Origin of the sequence: Desulfobaculum sp. SPO524 (genome assembly GCF_044987625.1) — a bacterium.
Taxonomy (GTDB): domain Bacteria; phylum Desulfobacterota; class Desulfovibrionia; order Desulfovibrionales; family Desulfovibrionaceae; genus Desulfobaculum.
In genome coordinates this window covers 1,144,514-1,164,683 of sequence record NZ_JBJDSB010000001.1, presented here as the reverse complement: position 1 = coordinate 1,164,683, position 20,170 = coordinate 1,144,514, and the positions used below count along the sequence as shown (strand labels likewise).

Below are 20,170 nucleotides of genomic sequence, written 5' to 3'. Positions count from 1 at the left end.
GAACAGCTGTTGAAAGTCAAGGAAAATCGGGATGTAGACTCGGGCTGGAGGGCCTAAGCCCCTGAATTTTTTAGGCAGGCAGCAGGGACGTAACTACCATGAATACCAAAGGAAAAAAACGGCAGACCGGCGGTGACGATAACCTTGTTCCCGGCCGCAAGCCCGTTTTGGAACTCGTGCAGAATAGCCGCGACACCGTCGATATGGTGTTCGTGCAGGAAGGCGCACGCGGAAAAGATATCGGAGCCATCATCGACGCGTGCCGCGATGGCGGGGTGCGCTTTCGTAAAGTGCCGCGGGGCGACATGGCCCGGATGTTCGACGGCAACCATCAAGGCGTGCTCGCAAGAACGTCCGCCGCGTCGTACACCGAGCTGGAGGACCTGCTGGACGCCGCGCTGGACGCGCCGCTGCCGCTTCTCCTCGCCCTCGACCAAGTGCAGGACCCCGGCAACGTGGGCGCTATGGCGCGCACGCTCTACGCCCTCGGCGGGGCCGGAATCATCGTCCCAAAAGACCGCACCGCCTACCTCGGCGGCGCCGCAGTGAAGGCGTCCGCCGGCGCGCTGACACGCCTGCCGGTCGCCCGGGTGGTCAACCTTTCCCGCGCTCTCGATGCGTGCGATGAACGCGGCTGGCCTATCTATGGTTCCATGGTCGACCCCGTCGGAAAGAACATGTACGCGCAAGCATTGTCAACTCCGGCCGTCCTCGTCATGGGCAACGAAGAAAAAGGCATCCGCCCCGGCGTTGCCAAAAGGTGCTCGGAAAAATTGACGATTCCCCTGCGCCGGCCCTTCGACTCCTTCAACGTCGCCCAAGCCGCCGCCATCATCATGGGCGAATTCTCCCGCCAACACGGCTAAGGCCGTGTGGCAAGATGCTGCGACTCTTCAGCGCCCCCCTGCTTCGTGTGGAAGCAGGGGGGCGCTTTTTTCTTTTGCCTCCGGCGGCTCAAGGGTGTGACACCCTTGAGAATCCCCAGGATTTTCGGGGCGGAAGCCGCCCCGAAAATAGGGGTGGGAGGGCGGTTCTTCTGCCTTTCGTCTTTCGAACATCCTCAACAGGGATTCTCACCGCCTGGCCCAACGCACCAAAGCCCCCCAAAAAAACTCTTCCCATCCACACGGACGGGAGCCGTCAGGGGTGACGACAGTGCCATATACAGCCGCCCGGTCTGTGCGCACGCAGGATTGTTAAGGACGGTAGTCCTTAACCCGCCGGAGGCTCTCTTCCTCTTTCCTTCCCTCGCCCTGTCCCCGGCGCATCTTCCTCCAACTTTTCGCAAAAAATCCGCCAATCGCTCAAAAAGCCTTGCATGCGAGGGGTGCGGGCGGTGTGTGAATATTGTGCCGGTGCTAGGAGAAGGGAAGGGAGTGTGATAGATTGGAAAAACCTGTGGAGAAAACCGTTGTATCACGGCTGGATGCGTCACTTTGGAGGGCTTTGTGTCACAGGAAGTACGCGACCTTGTCAGGCAATTTATGCCGGACTTTCCACTTGCACGCTGCGGCAAGCTGTATACGGACACGACGGAGTTTATGGACATCTCGTATGGGGATGTCATGCTCCTTGGCGGTCTGCATTATATGGTGCTGAAGGAGGAAGTGGAGCGGCGGTATGGCCTGGAGGACCCGAAGTATTGGGTCAAGCGCTGCCGCGTGCTGGAGACGGGCGAGCGGCGCATTGCCAAGCTGGTGTTCCACGAGAATTTCCCCCTGCGCATAGGCGCTATGGAGGTGCGGTGCTTCCGCAGTCCGGAAAAGGAGGCGCGCATATTGAATCTTGTCCGGGGTGACCGGCGGTTCATGCAGGGGCAGCCCCTGCACGACAGCAAGGGCAATATTGTGCGGCTACTGGAGATTGTGCACGGGCGGCGGCTGGACAGCATCGTGGACGGGCTGGAGGTGGGGCACAGGGAGTATTTCTTTCAGCATTTGCCGGGGCTTTTGGAAAAGTTCATCGAGGCGGCTGAAGCCATCGACTATTTGCATTCGCGTTTTGAAAAGCACGGCGACATCCGCCGCGACCACTTGCTCATTCAGCACGGTTCTGGGCGACCGTGCTGGATCGACTTCGACTATACCTTCGATTTTCAGGAGAACCCTTTTGGGTTGGACCTTTTCGGGCTTGGGAACATCCTTGTGTACCTTGTTGGGCAGGGCGATTTGATCCGCGAGGTCTTTGCCGCGCGCGGTTTGGGCACGCCGGAGGAGGCGGGCTTGGAGCGTGAGGATTTTTCCATTGTCTTTGCCAACCGCGTGGTGAACCTGCGCAAGCTGTATCCGTATATTCCTGAACCACTCAATAATGTGCTGATGCATTTCAGCGCGGGGACGTATGTCTTTTATGAATCCGTGGAGGAGTTCCTTGCGGAGCTGCGCCCGTGCGTGCCGCTTGTGCGGCGCATGGCGCGGCAAGCAGGATGACAACAGGGAGAGGCGTCATGATGGACTGCAAGCGAATTTTGTTGGCGGTGGATACATCGGAGAATTCAATGCGCGCCATTGAATATGTGGCGCAGATGCTGGGCGGCGGCTGCGGCGGCGAGGTGGAGCTGCTGCACATTGTGCGGCTGCCGGAGCGGGACATGTACCCGGACGAGGAGGCTTTTGACGCCAAGCTGTGCGAGCAGGAGGAAGAATCGCACGCTTTTCTCGACAAGGCGCGGGACATCCTGCTGGACGGCGGTTTTACTGACGAGGCGGTGACGGAGCGGCAGCTGTGCATTACGGCGCCATCCATTGCCCAGCATATCCTGCGCATTCAGAAGGAGGGCGGCTTTGGGACGATTGTTGTTGGCCGCCGGGGCGTGAGCAAAGCTGAGGAATTTTTGTTTGGCAGTGTGTCGAGCAAGGTTGTGCACTACGCCAAAAATTGCAGTGTGTGGGTGGTGGGGTAGACGCGTTGGGGCTACGCCCCGGAGGATGAAGAGCATGGGAGTTGGAATGGAAAAACATCTGCTTGTGACGGTGAGCGGCGAAGAGAGCGCCATGCATGGCATCCGCTTTATCCTCAATTTTTTCAAGAACAGACAAAACCTGCGCCTGACGCTGTTCTACGCGGCCACCCGCCCGCCGGAGGTGTGGGAACACGAGAAGAACTTTGAAACGCTGAATGAGCAGCGACGCATGGCGGACAAGGCCGAGGCCAAGGGCCGCAAGGCTCTGGAGGAGGCGCGCACGCACCTGTGCAGTCTGGAACTGTGCGAGGAGCAGGTGGACGCCAAACTCATGTTCCGCAAGGACACCAAGGCCATGGACATCCTGCGCGAGGGCGAGGAGGGGCTGTACGACGCCATTGTGCTGGGCCGCCGGGGACTGACGCGCATAGAACAACTGGTGGAGGACAGCGTGAGCATGGAAATCATCGGCAAGCAGTCCATTGCGCCGATGTGGATATGCCGCTGGCCGGAGAAGCACCGCCAGCATGTGCTCCTGTGCCTTGACGGATCCGATGCCAGCTACCGTATGGCGGACCATGTGGGATTTATGGTGGCGGAGGAGAAGCACCACCATGTGCGGCTGCTGCGCGTTATCAAGCCGGGAACGCGAAGCCACCGGGAAACCGAAGAAATTTTTTCGCGCGCGGCGGAGTCCCTCTTGGAGAACGGCGTGGAAGAATCGCGCATCCGCATGACGGTTCGCGAGCGCAATACGCCGTGGCGGGCCATTATGGAGGAGGCCGAAGACGGCATGTACGCCGCGGTGGCCCTTGGGCGCACGGGCGCGGGGGGCGGCATGTTTAAGCGGCTGTTTATGGGGTCTACGACGATTAATCTTATGCGAGAGCTTGCTGGCGCGGTGCTGTGGGTGCGTCCCTAAGCAAGGGGCGAAGCCTTGCCCGCAGGCCCAGGCGCGTGTGAGCGAATTTTCGGCCCCTTGCGGGGCAATCTGCGACTGAGGAGGCAATGACCGTGGTGGAAACCAAAGCGGAAAAAGCCGCCAGTTATGACGGTGTGGTGGATGCGGTGCGCGGCGGCGTGGTGGACGTCTCTTTTCCGGATGGCTTGCCCCCATTGCGGACGCTGGTACGCACCAAGGGTGACGACGGCATCGTGATGGAGGTGGCTTCGCATATTGATGCAGAGCGTGCGCGGTGCCTTGCGCTGATGGCGGTGCAGGGCGTGGCGCGCGGCGACACGGTGCGCGGCGAGGGCCGCCCGCTGGAGGCCCCGGTGGGCGAGGGCCTGCTTGGGCGTGTGTTTAACGTGTTTGGCGACCCCATCGACGATAAGCCCGCGCCGGACCTTGAGCGGCGCGGCGTGCACCGCGCCCCGGCCCCGCTGTCCGAGCGTGTGGCGGGGGAGGAGGTCTTCCCCACGGGCATTAAGGTCATTGACCTGCTGGCTCCGCTGGAGCGCGGCGGCAAGGCCGGAATGTTCGGCGGCGCGGGCGTGGGCAAAACCGTGGTCATTACCGAGCTTATCAACAACATGGCCGGACGCCACAAGGGCGTGAGCATCTTTTGCGGCATTGGCGAGCGCTGCCGCGAGGGCGAGGAACTCTACCGCGACATGCGCGAGTCCGGCGTGATGGACTCCACGGTGATGGTGTTCGGGCAGATGAACGAGCCACCGGGTGCGCGCTTTCGCGTGGGGCTGTCGGCCATGACCATGGCGGAACATTTCCGCGACGACAGGGGGCAGGATGTGTTGCTCCTTGTGGACAATATTTTCCGGTTCATTCAGGCGGGCATGGAGCTTTCCGGCCTGATGGGGCGCCTGCCGTCGCGCCTTGGCTACCAGCCCACCATGGCGACGGAACTGGCGGAACTGGAGGAACGGATTTCCAGCTCGCGCCGCGCGGCCATTACGTCCATTCAGGCGGTGTACGTGCCTGCTGATGACCTGACGGACCCCTCGGCGGTGCATACCTTTGCGCACTTGTCGGCAAGTATTGTGCTTTCGCGCAAGCGCGCGGGCGAGGGGCTGTACCCGGCGGTGGACCCGCTCCAGTCGTCGTCGCGCATGCTGTCGCCTGCGGTGGTGGGCCAGCGGCACTACGACGTGGCGCGCGAGGTGCGCCGCACGCTGGCCTCGTACGAGGAGCTTAAAGACATCATCGCCATGCTGGGACTGGAGGAACTCTCCAGCGAGGACCGCAAAACCGTATACCGCGCGCGGCGGCTGGAGCGCTTTTTGACCCAGCCGTTTTTCACCACGGAGCACTTTACGGGCAAAAAGGGCCGCATGGTAGACCCGGAGAAGACCGTGGAGGGCTGCGAGCGCATCCTTGCCGATGAGTTCGCGGAGGTGCCGGAGTCCGCGCTGTATATGATCGGCGACATCGATGAGGCCGGGGGCGCGTGATGCAGTTGAGCGTTGTTCTGCCGCTGAAGATCTTCCTTGAGGAGGAGACGGACAAGGTGGTGGGCATGGGCCTGCGCGGGGGCTTTTGTTTGCGGCCGCGGCATGTGGACATGGCCATGGCGCTCATTCCGGGCATTGTGTCGTGGTGGGCCGATGGCGAGGAACGCTTTGTGGCCGTGAACGGCGGCATACTGGTGAAAAGCGGCGATGAGGTCCGCATCGCCACGCGCCACGCCGTCAGCGGCGAACTGGGGCACCTGCGCGAGGCTGTGGACGCCATGACCGAGGAGCTGGACGAGGGCGAACGTGCGGCGCGGACGGCTTTGGCGCGCCTTGAGGCGCGCTTTGTGCGCGGCGTTTTGGACTTTGGGAGCCGATAGACCATGCCGGAGAAATTTTCACGCGGGGTGGACAGGCAGGAGCGACGGCGCATTGGCGGGCGGCGGGACAACCGCCCGGAACTGCTGCGCGGGTTGGGGATGTTTGGCCTTGTGGGCTGGGCTGTGGCCGTGCCGCTGTTGGTGGGAACCTTTGTCGGGGTGTGGATTGACCTGTCGCATCCGGGCACGTCGTCATGGACGCTGATGCTTATGGTGCTGGGGCTTGGTGTTGGCTGCGCTCATGCGGCGTACTGGGTCAGCCGCGAGCGGCGGTCCATCCTGCGGGACAAGGAGGAACAGGGGCATGACCGTGACGGGAAATGAGCCGATGGTGCTGGCTGTGGCGGCCGTGTGGGGCATGGTGCTTGGCGCGCTGTACTTTGGCGGGCTGTGGCTGAGCCTGCGGCTGGTGCCTGGGCGGCGTCGCCCGCGGGCGACGTTTGGGGCGCTGTATGTGGTGCGCCTTGCCGTGGCCCTTGCCGGATTCTGGGCCGCGCTTACTGCCGGGCCTCTGGCCCTTGGCGCGGCCATGGTGGGATTCATTGCTATGCGCGCGCTCATGGTGCGCCGCCTTGGCGGCGTGAGCGGAGGACGGCATGGATATAAGTCCTGATTGGATTGTGTACTGGCGCTACGGCCCTGTCTCCATCAGCGCCACCCTTGTGTACACGTGGGTGGTTATGGCGCTGCTTGTTGGCGGGTCGTGGCTGGTGACGCGGCGGCTGGTGCGGCACGAGGACGTGCTGGCGGGGCAGAAGGTGCCGCGTTGGCAGACCGTGCTGGAGACCGTGGTGGTCTACGCGCGCGGCGAGGTGACGGAGGTGCTGGGCAAGGGCGCGGCGAGCCTGTTGCCGTTTTTGGCCACGCTGTTTTTGTTCATTGCCGTCAGCAATACTTTGGCGGCGGTGCCGGGCTTTATAGCGCCCACGGGGTCGCTGTCCACCACGTCGGCGCTGGCGCTGTGCGTGTTTGTGACGGTGCCGGGCTACTCGCTGCTGCGTGTTGGGTTGCGCAAGTATCTGGTGACCTATGTGCGCCCGACGCCGCTGATGCTGCCGCTCAATATTTTTGCGGAATTGTCGCGGACCATGGCGCTGGCCGTTCGTCTGTTTGGCAATATCATGAGCGGGCGGATGATGGGGGCGATTTTGCTCATCATTGCGCCGCTGTTTGTGCCCGTGGTGATGCAGGTGCTTGGCCTGCTTATCGGGCTGGTACAGGCCTATATTTTCGCGGTGCTTGCCGCCGTGTATATCGCCGCCGGAATTGAGGCGGAAGAGGAATCCCCGTGAAACTGACAAGGAGTCGAACATGGACAGTCTGACCATCGTTGCCGCCGCGTCCATCATCGGCGCGGGATTGTGCATTGGCCTTGGCGCTATTGGCCCGGGCATTGGTGAGGGCCATGCCCTTGGGCGTGCGCTCAACTCATTGGCCCAGCAGCCGGACGAGGCCAGCACCATCACCCGCACGCTGTTTGTGGGCCTCGCCATGGTGGAATCCACGGCTATTTACGCCTTTGTGGTCACCATGATTTTGCTGTTTGCCAATCCGTACTGGAACTATTTCCTCGGGCAGGCCGGAGGCTGAACCCGGGCAGGCAAGGAGTTCCACCGTGCTGTTTGACTGGTTCACCATTGGCGCGCAGATCGTCAACTTTCTGATCCTGCTGTGGCTGCTGAAGCGGTTCCTCTACGGTCCCATATTGCGGGCCGTGGACAGCCGCGAGGCCGCCATTGCCCAGCGCCTGCGCGAGGCCGACGCCGCGCGTGACGCCGCCGAGGAGGAGCGCCGCGCCCTTGCTAGGGACCGCGAGGGCTTCGCCGAGGAGAAGCGTCAGCTTATGGAAAAGGCCCGCGAGGACGTGCAAACATGGCGCGAAAGCGCCGAAGAGCGCGTGCGCGGCGAGGTGGAGGCCCGCCGTGAGCGCTGGCTGGAGAGCCTGAGCGCGGAGCAGGCCGAGTTCGAACGCGCCCTTGCCGAGCGCGTGGCGCGCGAGGTTGTTTCGGTATCGCGCCGGGTGCTCACTGACCTTGGCGACGCGGACCTTGAGGAGCGCCTTGCCGAGGCCTTCCTGCGCGAGGTACGCGAGCGGCGCGGCGCGGCAGTGTCCGGCCGCGTGACCGTAGGCACAGGCGCGGACATGGGGCCGGAGGCCCAGCGCCGCGTGGCCGAGGGGCTGCGCAGTGTGTTCACGGAGGTGACGGAGGTGGACTTTACGCAGGCCTCGGAGCTTGGATTCGGCATGCGGATGGAAACGGGAGACACGCGCATCGGCTGGACGCTTTCCGGCTATTTGGAAGGCCTTGAACAGCGGGTGCTGGACGAACTGGCGGCAACGCCGCAGGGAGGCATGGCGTGAGCGACACGGGCAGAAGCATGCAGGATGCGCTGGAGACCGGAACGCAGGCCGTGGACCGCGCCCTTGGGGACTACGACTACGCGCCCACCACGGAGGAGGTGGGGCGCGTCATCGCTGTTGGCGAAGGCATAGCGTGGGCCGAGGGGCTTGGCGCGGTAGGTTCTGGTGAATTAGTGAAGCTGGCCGGGCGCGTTTCGGCCTTGGTGATGGATATTTTACCGGACAAGGTGGGCCTTGCTCTGCTCGACGACGCCACAGGCCTGTCCGCAGGCGACGAGGCCGTGCGTACGGAGCGTGTGCTGGACGTCCCCGTTGGCGCGGGGCTGGTGGGGCGCGTGGTGGACCCGCTTGGACGGCCGCTGGATGGCGGCGGCCCTGTGGACGCCCCGGCGCGTTGGCCCGTGGAGCGCGACGCGCCGCCCATTATGCACCGCGCGCCCGTGGAGCGGCCTGTGGAGACGGGCATTACGGTCATTGACGCCCTGATTCCCGTGGGGCGCGGCCAGCGCGAGCTTATCCTTGGCGACAGGCAAACGGGCAAGACCGATGTGGCCCTGACCACCATCCTGAACCAGCAGGGCAAGGACTGCCTGTGCGTCTACTGCGCCGTGGGACAGCGCAGTTCCAGCGTGGCCAGCGCCGTGGAAACCCTGCGCCAGAATGGCGCGCTGGAGTACACTATGGTGGTGGTTGCCGAGGGCGGCGACCAGCCCGGCATGATTTACGCCGCGCCCTTTGCGGCCACGAGCATGGCCGAATACCTCATGCATGAGGGGCGCGACGTGCTGGTGGTGTACGACGACCTGACGCGCCACGCCGTAGCCTACCGCCAGCTTTCGCTTCTGCTCCGGCGTCCGCCGGGGCGTGAGGCGTTCCCCGGCGATATTTTCTACCTGCACTCGCGCCTGCTGGAGCGCGCCACCCATTTGCGGGACGAGCACGGCGGCGGCTCCCTCACCGCGCTGCCTGTCATTGAAACGGAAGCGCAGAACCTGTCGGCGTATATTCCTACCAACCTCATCTCCATCACCGACGGACAGATTTATGTGAATCCGGACCTGTTCCGCAAAGGCCAACTGCCCGCAGTGGACGTGGGCAAGAGCGTATCGCGCGTTGGCGGGCGCGCCCAGCATCCGGGCTACCGCAAGGTGGCAGGGGACCTGCGCCTGTCGTACTCGCAGTTTCAGGAGCTTGAAGCCTTTGCCCGCTTTGGCACCCGGCTGGACGAGAGCACGCGAAAGACCCTTGAACACGGCCGCCGCGTGCGCGAGGCCTTTAAGCAGCGGCGGTACGAGCGGCTGTCCGCGCCGGAGCAGGTGAGCCTGCTCTTTGCCGTGACCAGCGGCTTTTTGGATACCATCCCCGTGGAGAATCTGCCGGATGTGCGAAAGCGTCTGACGCAAACGCTGGAGCCGCGTGAGGACCTGATGGAGCAGTTGACGCAGGCTGGTCCTGACGACGGCGTGTGGGAGGAGTTGCAGGGCGAGATGGAACGGTTCTTTGCGGCGGAGGGGGGCGATGATAACCCTTGAGGCGCTGGAAAAGCGCATTGCCACCGCCGGAAATCTGCTGTCCGTGGTGACGTCCATGAAGAACCTCGCGGCGGTGAATATGCGCCAGTATGAGCGCGCCGTGGAGGCCCTGGAGCGCTACGCCGCCATCAACGACATGGGGTGGCAGGTGCTTCTGCGCAATGGCGCGCTGCGGCCCGTTGCTCCGCGCGGTGAGGCCGTGTGCCTTGTCATAGGCTCGGATCAAGGCCTGTGTGGCACCTTTAACGAGGCCGTGGGGCACAAGGCGGCAGAGGCGCTGGCGGAGCGTTCTGGCGCGCGCGTGTGGTGTTCCGGAGCACGCGCCGAAAGCGCCCTTGATGAGGCCGGACACACTCCGGTTGTGCACATCCCCCAGCCCGCGGGGCTGACGGGCATCAGCACGGCGGCCATGCGCGCCGTACGGGATCTGCCGGAGCCGCCCGGAGCCTTGACGCTTATTTCCAACGAGCCGGAGAGCGGCGGGGGCTTTCGCACGCGGGTGCGGCAGGTGTTGCCGCTGGACGCCGCGTGGCTGGAGGAGCACCGCGCCGCGCCGTGGCCGCGTCGCAACCTGCCCATGCCCGGTGTGCCGCGCCGCGAGCTGTTTGCCCAACTGTTCGCCCAGTATCTGTTTATTTCGCTGTACCGGGCCTTTGGCCTGTCCATGGCGGCGGAGAATGCCGCGCGCCTGACGGCCATGCAGCGCGCGGAAAAGAACGTGGAGGAAATGCGCGACGACCTTGCGGCCCAGCACCGAGACCTGCGCCAAAGCCTTATCACGGCGGAACTTTTGGAAGTGGCCGCCGGGTTCGAGGCCCTCGAAGGCGGCTGAGCCCCGCGCCGAAGCCTGACGAAAAACGCGCCCCGCAGACATCCGTCTGCGGGGCGCGTTGGTATGCTGTATGGGCCGGGACGCCGCCTTTGGGGCGGGGCTACTGCACGGCGTCGGTGGTCTCGGTGCTGACGTCGGTGAGGCGGGAGAGGTAGTCCTGCACTTCCTGCGTGCCTTTCCACTTCTCGTAGCCGGTCATCCATTCGTCAAAGGACATGTATTCTTTGTCCAGCTCCTCTTCGTGACCCTGCATCCACAGGCCAAAGAGGTACATTTCAATTTTCAGTTCCTTGGAATCGAAGCTCTTTTCCACGAGTCCGGGGGGGTACTTCTCCCCGTCGTAGACGCTGGCCACGTGCGAGCAGACCTCGGTACAGGAGCGTTCGTAGTCGATGAGGCTTTTGTCGTAGCGGTTCGCAAGCTCATACAGGTGGGGGTACCGTCCTTCAATATCCTTGAGGATTTCTTCCGGGATGCCGATGAGCACGGCCTTTCCCTGTTCTTCCTCCACGAAGTAGAACCGCAGCCAGTTTTCAAACTTCATGATTTCCGCCACGTCGGCGACGGCGTAATCGAGTTTGCGCGCCATTGTGTATGCCTCCATTCCGGTCATTGATTACGTTGTGCAGAAGTTCACAAGTAGGCATCAAGTCCGGCGGAGTCAAGGGGCTTGTCTGCGGCTCCCGCTGGTGGGCCGTTTTTTCGGCGCTGGTGGCGTGGGTTAGGACTGGTGCAGGTGGCAGGCCACAAAGTGCTCCGGGGCGGCCTCGTGCCATGTGGGCGCGGTGGTGGCGCACACGGGCATGGCTTCGGGGCAGCGGGGATGAAAGGGGCACCCGAAGGGCGGATTGATGGGGCTTGGGATGTCTCCGCCCACGCGCAGAGCAAGGCCACCGGATTCCGGGTCCGGGCGCGGCACGGCGTCCAGCAGGGCGCGGGTGTAGGGGTGCAGGGGCGCGGCGTAGATGTCCCGGCTGGGGGCCAGCTCCATCAGGCGGCCAAGGTACATCACGGCGACGCGGTCGCTCATGTACCCCACCACCGCGAGGTCGTGCGAGATGAAAATATAGGTCAGTCCCAGCTTGTCCTGCAGGTCCTGCAACAGGCCGATGACCTGCGCCTGAATGGACACGTCCAGCGCGGAGACGGCTTCGTCGCAGACCACGCAGGCGGGACTTAGGGCAAGGGCGCGGGCAATGGCGACACGCTGGCGCTGGCCGCCGGAAAATTCATGGGGATAGCGCGTGATGAGCTCCGGGCGCAGGCCCACCCAGTCCATAAGTTCGCGCACGCGCTGACGGCGCTCCCCGCGCGGCACGCCGTGGATGGCAAGGCCCTCGGCAATGGTGCTGCCGATGCGCTTTCGCGGATTCAGGGAGGAAAACGGGTCCTGAAAAATCATCTGCACCTTGCGCGGATAGGCCTTCTTAAAGGCGTGGTCCGCGGACCAGATGTCCGTCCCTTCCAGCTCAATGCCGCCGGATGTGGGGCGCTCCAGCCGCAGCAGCAGGCGCGCCAGCGTGGACTTGCCGCATCCGGATTCCCCCACCAGCCCAAGGGTCTCCCCGGCGCGTACCGACAACGATACGCCATCCAGCGCATGGACAAAGCTCGTCTCCGCACCAAAGAGCCCGCTGTCCACGGGGTAGTGCTTCTTCAGGTCGGTAATGCGCAAAAAGGTGGAAATGGCTGGTACTCCTTGCTCCTGTGGATGGTCATGGGGACGCGGGCACGGCCCTGCGGCGCAAAAGGGCCGCCCCCGCAGTGTGCCGGGGGCGGCCGGAAATGGCAAGCGTGTGCGGGCGGTTGGCCTTAGCGTAGCGCCGCGTGGAAGGCGTCGGCCACGGAGCGCATATTGGCAAGCCAGTCGTAGGCCAGCGGGTCTGCGGGGATGACGGTGCCGCCCACGCCGCGGGCGATGGCTTCGGCGCTTCGGCGCGCGAATTGGGGCTGGACGAAGATAACGCGGACGCCCTTGGCTTTGGCCGTGGCGATGAGCTGGGCCAGGTCGCGCGGGGAGGGTTCCTTGCCGTCCTGCTCAATGGGCAGCTGGCGCAGGTTGTAGTCCCGCGCGAAGTAGCCCCACGACGGATGGAAGACCATAAACGTACGTGCACCATCGGTCAGGACCGGGGCGGGGGCGTCGTCCTCCTCGTCCGGGGCGTGGTCAAAGGTGGCGGTGAGTTCCATGTGCAGGGCGGTGACGTCGCTGATGAAGGCGGCGTGCCCGGCTTTGTAGGCCTTGGCGTTGACGGGGTCGGCAAGGATGAGGGCGTCGCGGATGGTATCCGCCATGCGCACCACATAGCGCGGGGACAGCCACACGTGCGGGTCCATGGTTTCGGTGTCCGCGCTGTGGTCGTGGTGGCCCGCATGGTCATGATGCTCCTCCCCCTCGTGATGCGCCGCGCCGTCGTGCTGGGCGTGGTCGGTGAGGTCCATGTGCTCCGTCGCTTCCGCCGCGTGATGGGCGCTGTGGTCGTGGTCGCCATCCTTGCCACCGGCGTGATGGTGCGCATGGGGCGCAATGGGAATGCGGGGCAGGCCGTCGGCAATGTTGACGATGCGCATGTCCGCATTGGCGGATGCAAAGCGCGGCAGCCACGCTGTTTCAAAGGGGACGCCAATGGCGAAGTATACCGCCGCATCATTAAGGCGCACCATTTGGCTGGGCTTGGGGTCGTAGAAATGGGGCTGCGAACCGGGCGGCACCATGACCTGCACGTCCACAAGGTCGCCGCCGATGCGTTCGACAAAGTATTTTTCCGGCAAAATGCTCACCGCAACGGACAAGGGCTGGGCCAGAGCCGCCCCAGCCAGAAAGACAAGGCCGGCAAAGGCGGCCACAGTATATGCAAAGCAGCGTGATAAAACATGCATGGGCAGACTCCTTTCGCGTAGTGTATCGCCCCTTTGCATGCATGTGTCAATGATTGCGGCAGCCCTGCGCGGGCGGGGCATGGCCAAGAAGCCGTGCCCCCTCTCGCATGTTGGGGCAGAAAAAAGGCCAGCGCGCGTGGAGCGTCGCTGGCCGGAAAGGCGGATGGTGAAGGGCAATGGGCAGGCAAGCGGCAAGCCCTCAGGGCGGCGTACGCCCTATTTTTTGGCCTTCACGCGCTCCCACAGGGTGTTCATTTCATCAAGGCTCAGGTCCGCGATGTCGCGGCCGCCGTCTCGGGCGGCGTCCTCAATGGCGCAGAAGCGGTTCAGGAACTTCACGTTGGCGTCCTCAAGGGCCATGTTGGCCTTGAGACCGTGGCGGCGTCCGTATTCGATGAGGGAAAACAGGTAGTCGCCGAATTCTTCCTGCATGCGCTCCTTGTCGCCGGAGGCTTCGGCCTCCAGCCATTCCTGCCATTCGCTGTCCAGATGGGCCTTTTGGTCCTCGTCGGACTCCCACGTAAAGCCGGTGCGCGCGGCCTTGGAATTGACGCGGTAGGCCTTGAGCATAGGCGGCAGGCCCTTGGGCAGGGAATCGAACACACGCTTTGGGGCTTCGCCCTCGCCGTTCTTTTCGCGGCGCTTGATGCGTTCCCAGTTGGAGAGCAGTTCGTCTTTGCTGCCAAGGTGCAGGTCTTCAAAGACGTGCGGATGGCGGCGGATCATCTTGGTGGCGCTGTAATCAAAGGAGTCCGCCAGCGAAAAATGTCCGGCGCGGCGGTACAGCTCGGCCACGAAGACCAGCAGGAAGGCCACGTCGCCCAGTTCCTCCATGACTTCGTTGGTGGTCTCGGCGGTGGAATGCGCGGGGGCGTCGTTGCGGATGGCTTCCACGAGTTCAAAGGACTCCTCAAGGATGTAGTCGGTGAGGGTCCAGGGGGTCTGCTCCTTGTCCCAGGGGCAGCCGTTGTCGCCAAGCAGGCTGTCGATAACGCCGGAGAGTTTGTCCAGCGCTTCGGCGGTGGTCAGAGGCGTGGTGGAGGTTGGTGCGTCGGCATTGGTGGGCATGGTACTACTCTGTGGCCTCCTTGAGGGAACTTTTCACGGTGTCGAGCATTTCGAGGGAGCTTTCGCCCAGCTTTTTGCCGGAGGAGCGTGCCCCTTCCAGAAAATCATCCAGAGCCTTTTCGCGCTCGCGCTGCATGCGTTCGCGCAGGTCCGAGGGGTCGAAGTTGCGCATCTTGTCCGGGGTGAACTGCGACAGGGTGTCAACGCCGCGCTGTAGGTAGGGCGCGATGGCGGACTCGCGCGTGACGTCGGAGCCGGGCATGAAGGATGCCAGCGCCACCAGCATAATGCAGCACAGCCCGCCGGCCTTGATAAAGCCGACCGCCGCGCCGCCGGGAATGTCCAGCCACGGCACGGGCATGATGCGGAAGATGCGCACCAGCATCCACGCCACGATGGAGACGCCAATCATCACCCCGGCAAACAGCGTGACGTAGGAGAGAAAATGCAGCAGGCCCGGGCTTTTGAACCATGTGGAATAAAAGCCCACCAGCATGTCGTTGTGGGCGTTGGCCAGCCAATACGCGAGTATAAGGCCAAGGGTGGACGCCACTTCCTTGATAAGGCCGCGAAACGCGCCCCGGACAAAGAAATAGGCCGCAATGGCAATGAATATGATGTCCAGAAAGTTGAACATGGAGTGGATTTCCTTTTTTGGAGCGGACCGGACGGTCCGGTGTGGCACTGGGGCGGCGCGGGCGGCGGTGCATCCGCGACGCCGGAAAAATCTTTCCGTTACCTACCAGAACAGCGTCCAAAGGTGAATAGGGGTGTTGCACGTCCCGGACGTTGATATGCGTCTTTTGGGGGGCGGGCGGCGCAAGATGCGGGGCAGGCGGCGTGCCGGGCGTGCGGCCTGTTCTCCATGCCGCTGGGTGCGCCGTTCACCGATTTGCACGTGCCGCAAGGGCCGGGCGGGTGTATAACAAAACAGTATCCATACCCCGCACGCGGTGGACGCCCCCCGGCATCCGCCGGCGGGATACAGGAGGTCGTTATGGACAAACGGCAGGAGTATTGGCGGCGCAACCTCAGGTACATGGTCATTTTGCTCAGCATTTGGGCGGTTGTGTCCTATGGGTGCGGCATCCTCTTCGTGGAGCCTCTCAACGCCATCCGCATCGGCGGATTTCCCTTGGGGTTTTGGTTTGCCCAGCAGGGAGCCATCTACGTCTTTGTGATTCTCATCTTCGTCTACTTCTTCCTGATGCGGCGTTTGGACAAGGCGTTTGACGTTCATGAATAGCCCGCCCCTGCTGTGGCGTGCGGAAACCATGCGGAGGGCGCGATGACGCTTCAGGTGTGGACCTATATCATGGTTGGGGTGACCTTTGGGGTGTACTTGACCATTGCGTGGATGTCCCGTGTGCGGGATACCAAGGGCTTTTATGTGGCGGGGGGCGGCGTGCCGCCTTTGGCCAACGGCATGGCTACGGCTGCGGACTGGATGAGCGCGGCGTCGTTCATCTCCATGGCCGGACTCATTTCCTTTTTGGGCTACACGGGCGCGGTGTACCTCATGGGCTGGACCGGCGGTTATGTGCTGTTGGCGCTCCTGCTGGCCCCGTACCTGCGCAAGTTTGGCAAGTTTACGGTGCCGGACTTTGTGGGCGACAGGTACTACTCGCGCACGGCGCGGGTGGTGGCGCTGGTGTGCGCCATTTTCGTCTCCCTCACCTATGTGGCGGGGCAGATGCGCGGCGTTGGCATCGTGTTCTCGCGCTTTTTGGAAACGGACGTGAACACGGGCGTGCTCATCGGCATGGTCATCGTGTTCATCTACGCCGGGCTGGGCGGCATGAAGGGCATCACCTACACGCAGGTGGCGCAGTATTGCGTGCTCATCGTGGCGTTTCTTATCCCGGCGGTGGCGATTTCCCTCAAGATTACGGGCGTTGCCATCCCGCAGATTGGCTTTGGCAGCACCATTCAGGCTGGCCCGGATGCGGGCAAGTACCTGCTGGAGACGCTGGATACCATTGGCCGAGACCTTGGATTCCGGGAGTATACCTCGGCCTTTGGGGCGGGGAATAAGTCCATGCTGGACGTGTTTGCCCTGACCATGTCCCTGATGGTGGGCACGGCGGGCCTGCCCCACGTGATTATCCGCTTCTACACCGTGCCCAGCGTGCGCGCCGCGCGCCTGTCTGCCGGGTACGCGCTGCTGTTCATCGCCATTTTGTATACCACGGCGCCTGCGGTGGCCTCCTTTGCGCGCTACAACATGATTGGCACTGTGAATGATGCGCCCTACGTGCAGATGCCCTCGTGGTTTACCAAGTGGGAACAGACCGGACTGATTGCGTGGGTGGATAAGAATGACGACGGCCTCATCCAGTACCGCGCGGGCAAGGTCTTTGCCGGAAAGCCGAACTTTATTGACGGCGCGGGCAGCCATGGCCAGCGGCTGGTGGCCAATCAGGTGACCGAGTCCGCCAACGAGCTGTATGTGGACCGGGACATCATGGTGCTGGCGAATCCCGAAATTGCTGCGCTGTCGCCGTGGGTCATCGCCCTTGTGGTGGCGGGCGGTTTGGCCGCGGCGCTGTCCACAGCCTCGGGCCTGTTGCTTGTCATTGCCTCCAGCATTTCGCATGACCTGTACTACCGCATCATCAACCGCAAGGCCTCGGAGAAGAAGCGCCTGCTCATCGGGCGCATCATGATTGGTGTGGCCGTGTGTGTGGCCGGGTACTTTGGCGTCAACCCGCCGGGATTTGTGGCGCAGGTTGTGGCGCTGGCCTTTGGCCTTGGCGCGTCCAGCTTCTTCCCGGTGCTGGTGCTTGGCATCTTCTCCAAGCGCACCACGCGCGAGGGCGCCATCTGCGGCATGATCGCGGGCATTGGGTTTACCATGTTCTACATCGTGCAGACCAAGTTCCTCGGCGTTGGCTGGTGGCTGTTTGGCATCAGCCCCGAGGGCATCGGCATGATTGGTATGCTCATCAACTTTGCCGTGACCCTTGGCGTCTCCGCCATTACCGCGCCGCCGCCGCAGGAGGTGCAGGAACTGGTCGAGAACGTGCGCTCCCCGCGCGGAGCGGGTTCGGCCATAGATCATTAGCCCATCCGGCGCGCGGCGCACACCCGCGCCGCGCGCCGAAAACGCCGCAAGCGAGGCGCTATGCACAGGGACGTGTTCGCGGCCCAGCCGTCGGAAATTATCCCCTTCCTGAGGGCGACGCTGCCGTTTTCTGAATTGGACGACGACGTCCTGCGGGAGCTGGCGCGCAAGTGCTCCATCGACTTCTACCCCAAGGGCACGAGACTGCTCACCCAAGGGGAGAGCGCGGTGGAGCATTTGCTTATTATCCAGCGCGGTGGCGTTCGGCTGTATTTGGTGCAGGAGCAGGGCGGGGACAAGCTGGTGGACTACCGCGGCGAGGGGGGCACCGTGGGCGCGCTGGGCATTATCCGCGAGAGTGTGGCCAGCCTGACGGCTGACACCATTGAGGACACCTTTTGCTTCAAGATGCCTGCGGCGGTGTTCCGTCAGCTCGTGGAGACCCATCCGGCCATAGCCCGGCATTTCCTGCACAGCCTTTCGGAGCATTATGTCTCGCGTGCGTTTTCGGAACTGCGCCGCCAGCATGCGGACCTGTGTACGGACAGCCCGTTGTATTTGTTTTCCACCCGCATCGGCGACCTGATTCAGCACGCCCCGCGCGGGGTGGAGCGGGGGGCGAGTATCCGCCGCGCCGCGCGGCGCATGCTGCGTGGCGGCATCGGCTCGCTACTGGTGACCGAGGGCGAGGGCGGCGAGCCTGTGGGTATCGTCACGGACAAGGACCTGCGGCGCTGTGTGGCCGAGGGTGTGGACCCAGCCGCGCCTGTGGAGAGCATTATGAGCGCGCCGCTGGTGACGGCCAGCCACCGCGCGGTGTGCTTTGACGCGCTGCTCAGCATGATGGCGGCGCAGATTCACCACTTGGCCGTGGAGGAAGACGGGCGCGTGGTGGGGATGGTGACGTCCCATGACATCATGGTGCTGCAGGGCCGCTCCCCGGTGTATCTGTTCCGCGAGATATTGGCCCAGCGGCGCATTGAGGGGCTGTATGTCCTGTCGCAAAAGGTGCCGTTGGTGGTGGGGTCCCTTATTGAGGAGGGGGCCAAGGCCGGGAACATTACGCGCATGATTACCGTGCTGAACGACCTGATTCTGGAAAAGCTGCTGACCATGCTGCAGGACGAGATGGGTCCGCCGCCGGTGCCGTTTTGCTGGATGCTCATGGGCAGCGAGGGGCGGCGCGAGCAGACCTTCCACACCGATCAGGACAACGCCATCATCTACACCGACCCGCAGAACGCGGACGAGGCCGCCAGTGCCGAGGCGTATCTGGCGCGTTTTGCCGAGGCCGCGCGGGACCACTTGGGGCGTTGTGGCTACCCGCCGTGCCCCGGCGGGATGATGGCGTCCAATCCGCGCTGGCGACGGCCCTTTGCGGTGTTCCGGGAGTTCTTTGAGGAGATGATGCTGCGCCCAGAACCGCAGGAAGTGCTCCACGCCACGATTTTCTTTGACTTCCGCCCCGGCTGGGGGCGCGCGGACCTTGGCGAGAGCCTGCGGCGGCACATCACCCTGCACGCCCCGCGCGAGGCCGTGTTCTTGCGGCATTTGGCGCGGGACTGCCTTGGCGCGCGCCCGCCGCTGTCGTTCTTCCGCAATTTCATTGTGGAGAAAAACGGTGAGCACAAGGACACGCTGGACCTGAAGGAGCGCGGGCTGGTGCCCTTTGTGGACTTTGCGCGGCTGTTTTCCCTGCGCCACGGCATTGCGGCCACCAACACGCTGGACCGCCTGCACGCCCTCGGCGCGCAGGGGCATGTGGCGCAGGACCTGTGCTCCGAGGCCACGGAGGCCTACGAATTTTTGATGCAGCTAAGGCTGGTGCACCAGATGCGCCAGATCCGTGAGGAGCGCGAACCGGACAACCGGGTGCGCCCGTCGGCGCTGACGGACCTTGAGAAGCAGACCCTCAAGGAGGCCTTTGGCGTGATTTCGGGCTTGCAGGGCTTTATTCGGGATGTGTTCCGGCTGAACATCGCCTGACAGGGAGGATGGTATGACGGCACCTGCCGCCACACGCGGGCGGAGCCTTGGGGAGCGCCTGTTGCGCCTTGTGGGGCTTGGCGCGTCCGGGCCGCTGGCCGAGCACCGGAGGCGGTACGCGGGGCTGGATCAGGACCGGCCTTTGACGGACTATACCTTTACGGTGCTGGATACGGAGCTGACGGGCCTGTCGCCGCGCACGGACGAGATTGTGTCCATTGGCGCGGTGAAGGTGCGCGATTTGTCCATTACGGCGGACAGCTTTTATTCGCTGGTGGCGCCGCGCGGCGGCGTGCCCAAGGTGTCCACCATGGTGCACCGCATCACGCCCGAGATGCTGCGCGGCGCCCCGCGCCTGCGGCAGACCTTTCCCCGGCTGATGGAGTTCCTTGGCGATTCGCTGCTTGTGGGGCACAACATCGGGCTGGATATGTCGTTTTTGAACCGCGCGGCGCGCGATATTCTGGGCGGGCGGCTACGCATTCCGTGCGTGGACACCATGCGCCTTGCGCAGGTGTACGAGCGCGAGTGCTGGGAAAACTACTACGACCAGTTTGACTCGCGCGTGTCGTACCAGCTGGGGGATTTGTCCGCGTCCTACGGCCTGCCAGCCTTTGACCAGCACAACGCCCTCTACGACGCCATGCAGACGGCCTACCTCTTTCTTTTCCTCGTGAAGAAGCTGAAATCCGGCGGCATTGAAACGCTGCGCGATGTGTACCTCGCAGGGCGCAGTTGGCGGTGGTATCTGTAGG

Annotated in this window: 22 protein-coding genes; 17 read left to right on the top strand and 5 right to left on the bottom strand. The window is 63.6% G+C overall.

From position 1 onward, the window contains the following. The first annotated feature begins 98 nt into the window (after positions 1–98). The 13 genes from rlmB (at position 99) to ACI3L3_RS04905 (ending at position 10,417) form a co-directional block, all read left to right on the top strand. Complete coding sequence (rlmB, locus tag ACI3L3_RS04965; RefSeq protein ID WP_404843983.1) at positions 99–866, top strand: 23S rRNA (guanosine(2251)-2'-O)-methyltransferase RlmB; 768 nt, start codon at positions 99–101, stop codon at positions 864–866. A 582-nt stretch (positions 867–1,448) separates the two neighbouring features. Continuing rightward, positions 1,449–2,429, top strand: coding sequence for a serine/threonine protein kinase (locus ACI3L3_RS04960; protein ID WP_404843982.1), 981 nt, complete (start codon positions 1,449–1,451; stop codon positions 2,427–2,429). Next, positions 2,426–2,902 (top strand): universal stress protein, encoded by a 477-nt coding sequence (locus ACI3L3_RS04955; RefSeq protein WP_404843981.1) that lies wholly within the window; start codon positions 2,426–2,428, stop codon positions 2,900–2,902. The genes ACI3L3_RS04960 and ACI3L3_RS04955 overlap by 4 nt, the downstream gene beginning before the upstream one ends. A 46-nt stretch (positions 2,903–2,948) precedes the next feature. Next, positions 2,949–3,824 carry a universal stress protein gene (locus ACI3L3_RS04950; protein ID WP_404843980.1) on the top strand — a complete coding sequence of 292 codons (876 nt, stop codon included), beginning with the start codon at positions 2,949–2,951 and terminating at the stop codon, positions 3,822–3,824. 95 nt (positions 3,825–3,919) lie between these two features. Continuing rightward, positions 3,920–5,311 (top strand): F0F1 ATP synthase subunit beta, encoded by a 1,392-nt coding sequence (gene atpD / locus ACI3L3_RS04945; RefSeq protein WP_404844123.1) that lies wholly within the window; start codon positions 3,920–3,922, stop codon positions 5,309–5,311. Then, on the top strand, positions 5,311–5,691 hold the full coding sequence (locus ACI3L3_RS04940) for a F0F1 ATP synthase subunit epsilon (protein WP_404843979.1): 381 nt from the start codon (positions 5,311–5,313) through the stop codon (positions 5,689–5,691). The genes atpD and ACI3L3_RS04940 overlap by 1 nt, the downstream gene beginning before the upstream one ends. 3 nt (positions 5,692–5,694) lie before the next feature. Further along, positions 5,695–6,015: an AtpZ/AtpI family protein gene (locus ACI3L3_RS04935; RefSeq protein WP_404843978.1), complete on the top strand. Its 321-nt coding sequence runs from the start codon at positions 5,695–5,697 to the stop codon at positions 6,013–6,015. Further along, positions 5,996–6,304 (top strand): ATP synthase subunit I, encoded by a 309-nt coding sequence (locus ACI3L3_RS04930; protein ID WP_404843977.1) that lies wholly within the window; start codon positions 5,996–5,998, stop codon positions 6,302–6,304. Before ACI3L3_RS04935 ends, ACI3L3_RS04930 begins: the two co-directional genes overlap by 20 nt. Further along, complete coding sequence (locus ACI3L3_RS04925) at positions 6,288–6,983, top strand: F0F1 ATP synthase subunit A (RefSeq protein ID WP_404843976.1); 696 nt, start codon at positions 6,288–6,290, stop codon at positions 6,981–6,983. Before ACI3L3_RS04930 ends, ACI3L3_RS04925 begins: the two co-directional genes overlap by 17 nt. 19 nt (positions 6,984–7,002) lie before the next feature. Then, positions 7,003–7,281 (top strand): F0F1 ATP synthase subunit C, encoded by a 279-nt coding sequence (locus ACI3L3_RS04920; protein ID WP_404843975.1) that lies wholly within the window; start codon positions 7,003–7,005, stop codon positions 7,279–7,281. 25 nt (positions 7,282–7,306) lie between these two features. Next, positions 7,307–8,053 (top strand): hypothetical protein, encoded by a 747-nt coding sequence (locus ACI3L3_RS04915; RefSeq protein WP_404843974.1) that lies wholly within the window; start codon positions 7,307–7,309, stop codon positions 8,051–8,053. Positions 8,054–8,070: 17 nt separating this feature from the next. Beyond that, positions 8,071–9,585 (top strand): F0F1 ATP synthase subunit alpha, encoded by a 1,515-nt coding sequence (locus tag ACI3L3_RS04910; protein ID WP_404844122.1) that lies wholly within the window; start codon positions 8,071–8,073, stop codon positions 9,583–9,585. Then, complete coding sequence (locus tag ACI3L3_RS04905; RefSeq protein ID WP_404843973.1) at positions 9,572–10,417, top strand: F0F1 ATP synthase subunit gamma; 846 nt, start codon at positions 9,572–9,574, stop codon at positions 10,415–10,417. Before ACI3L3_RS04910 ends, ACI3L3_RS04905 begins: the two co-directional genes overlap by 14 nt. A 100-nt stretch (positions 10,418–10,517) precedes the next feature. On the opposite strand, the gene ACI3L3_RS04900 is transcribed toward ACI3L3_RS04905, so the two are convergent. The 5 genes from ACI3L3_RS04900 to ACI3L3_RS04880 form a co-directional block, all read right to left on the bottom strand. Further along, positions 10,518–11,006 (bottom strand): hypothetical protein, encoded by a 489-nt coding sequence (locus ACI3L3_RS04900; protein ID WP_404843972.1) that lies wholly within the window; start codon positions 11,004–11,006, stop codon positions 10,518–10,520. A gap of 132 nt (positions 11,007–11,138) precedes the next feature. Then, positions 11,139–12,092: an ABC transporter ATP-binding protein gene (locus ACI3L3_RS04895; protein WP_404843971.1), complete on the bottom strand. Its 954-nt coding sequence runs from the start codon at positions 12,090–12,092 to the stop codon at positions 11,139–11,141. A 137-nt stretch (positions 12,093–12,229) separates the two neighbouring features. Next, complete coding sequence (locus tag ACI3L3_RS04890; RefSeq protein ID WP_404843970.1) at positions 12,230–13,297, bottom strand: metal ABC transporter solute-binding protein, Zn/Mn family; 1,068 nt, start codon at positions 13,295–13,297, stop codon at positions 12,230–12,232. A gap of 216 nt (positions 13,298–13,513) precedes the next feature. Further along, positions 13,514–14,365 (bottom strand): nucleoside triphosphate pyrophosphohydrolase, encoded by an 852-nt coding sequence (mazG, locus tag ACI3L3_RS04885; protein WP_404843969.1) that lies wholly within the window; start codon positions 14,363–14,365, stop codon positions 13,514–13,516. 4 nt (positions 14,366–14,369) lie between these two features. After that, positions 14,370–15,002 carry a CvpA family protein gene (locus ACI3L3_RS04880; RefSeq protein WP_404843968.1) on the bottom strand — a complete coding sequence of 211 codons (633 nt, stop codon included), beginning with the start codon at positions 15,000–15,002 and terminating at the stop codon, positions 14,370–14,372. A 360-nt stretch (positions 15,003–15,362) separates the two neighbouring features. Between ACI3L3_RS04880 and ACI3L3_RS04875 the strand changes: the two genes are divergently transcribed. From ACI3L3_RS04875 to ACI3L3_RS04860, 4 genes are read left to right on the top strand one after another with little or no spacing between them, the layout of a single operon-like run. Then, on the top strand, positions 15,363–15,611 hold the full coding sequence (locus ACI3L3_RS04875; RefSeq protein WP_404843967.1) for a DUF4212 domain-containing protein: 249 nt from the start codon (positions 15,363–15,365) through the stop codon (positions 15,609–15,611). Between the two features lie 42 nt (positions 15,612–15,653). Continuing rightward, positions 15,654–17,429, top strand: coding sequence for a sodium:solute symporter family protein (locus ACI3L3_RS04870; RefSeq protein WP_404843966.1), 1,776 nt, complete (start codon positions 15,654–15,656; stop codon positions 17,427–17,429). 60 nt (positions 17,430–17,489) lie between these two features. Next, positions 17,490–19,415, top strand: a complete 1,926-nt coding sequence (locus ACI3L3_RS04865) for a putative nucleotidyltransferase substrate binding domain-containing protein (RefSeq protein ID WP_404843965.1) — start codon at positions 17,490–17,492, stop codon at positions 19,413–19,415. A gap of 13 nt (positions 19,416–19,428) precedes the next feature. Next, complete coding sequence (locus ACI3L3_RS04860) at positions 19,429–20,169, top strand: PolC-type DNA polymerase III (protein ID WP_404843964.1); 741 nt, start codon at positions 19,429–19,431, stop codon at positions 20,167–20,169. Position 20,170: the final 1 nt, after the last annotated feature.

What these genes read in the sequence shown, in the direction of transcription:
- rlmB (WP_404843983.1), top strand. Translation starts at nt 99, where the DNA reads ATGAATACCAAAGGAAAAAAACGGCAGACCGGCGGTGACGATAACCTT.
- ACI3L3_RS04955 (WP_404843981.1), top strand. Translation starts at nt 2,426, where the DNA reads ATGACAACAGGGAGAGGCGTCATGATGGACTGCAAGCGAATTTTGTTG.
- ACI3L3_RS04950 (WP_404843980.1), top strand. Translation starts at nt 2,949, where the DNA reads ATGGAAAAACATCTGCTTGTGACGGTGAGCGGCGAAGAGAGCGCCATG.
- ACI3L3_RS04940 (WP_404843979.1), top strand. Translation starts at nt 5,311, where the DNA reads ATGCAGTTGAGCGTTGTTCTGCCGCTGAAGATCTTCCTTGAGGAGGAG.
- ACI3L3_RS04935 (WP_404843978.1), top strand. Translation starts at nt 5,695, where the DNA reads ATGCCGGAGAAATTTTCACGCGGGGTGGACAGGCAGGAGCGACGGCGC.
- ACI3L3_RS04930 (WP_404843977.1), top strand. Translation starts at nt 5,996, where the DNA reads ATGACCGTGACGGGAAATGAGCCGATGGTGCTGGCTGTGGCGGCCGTG.
- ACI3L3_RS04925 (WP_404843976.1), top strand. Translation starts at nt 6,288, where the DNA reads ATGGATATAAGTCCTGATTGGATTGTGTACTGGCGCTACGGCCCTGTC.
- ACI3L3_RS04920 (WP_404843975.1), top strand. Translation starts at nt 7,003, where the DNA reads ATGGACAGTCTGACCATCGTTGCCGCCGCGTCCATCATCGGCGCGGGA.
- ACI3L3_RS04910 (WP_404844122.1), top strand. Translation starts at nt 8,071, where the DNA reads ATGCAGGATGCGCTGGAGACCGGAACGCAGGCCGTGGACCGCGCCCTT.
- ACI3L3_RS04905 (WP_404843973.1), top strand. Translation starts at nt 9,572, where the DNA reads ATGATAACCCTTGAGGCGCTGGAAAAGCGCATTGCCACCGCCGGAAAT.
- ACI3L3_RS04900 (WP_404843972.1), bottom strand. Translation starts at nt 11,006, where the DNA reads ATGGCGCGCAAACTCGATTACGCCGTCGCCGACGTGGCGGAAATCATG.
- ACI3L3_RS04890 (WP_404843970.1), bottom strand. Translation starts at nt 13,297, where the DNA reads ATGCATGTTTTATCACGCTGCTTTGCATATACTGTGGCCGCCTTTGCC.
- mazG (WP_404843969.1), bottom strand. Translation starts at nt 14,365, where the DNA reads ATGCCCACCAATGCCGACGCACCAACCTCCACCACGCCTCTGACCACC.
- ACI3L3_RS04880 (WP_404843968.1), bottom strand. Translation starts at nt 15,002, where the DNA reads ATGTTCAACTTTCTGGACATCATATTCATTGCCATTGCGGCCTATTTC.
- ACI3L3_RS04875 (WP_404843967.1), top strand. Translation starts at nt 15,363, where the DNA reads ATGGACAAACGGCAGGAGTATTGGCGGCGCAACCTCAGGTACATGGTC.
- ACI3L3_RS04870 (WP_404843966.1), top strand. Translation starts at nt 15,654, where the DNA reads ATGACGCTTCAGGTGTGGACCTATATCATGGTTGGGGTGACCTTTGGG.
- ACI3L3_RS04865 (WP_404843965.1), top strand. Translation starts at nt 17,490, where the DNA reads ATGCACAGGGACGTGTTCGCGGCCCAGCCGTCGGAAATTATCCCCTTC.
- ACI3L3_RS04860 (WP_404843964.1), top strand. Translation starts at nt 19,429, where the DNA reads ATGACGGCACCTGCCGCCACACGCGGGCGGAGCCTTGGGGAGCGCCTG.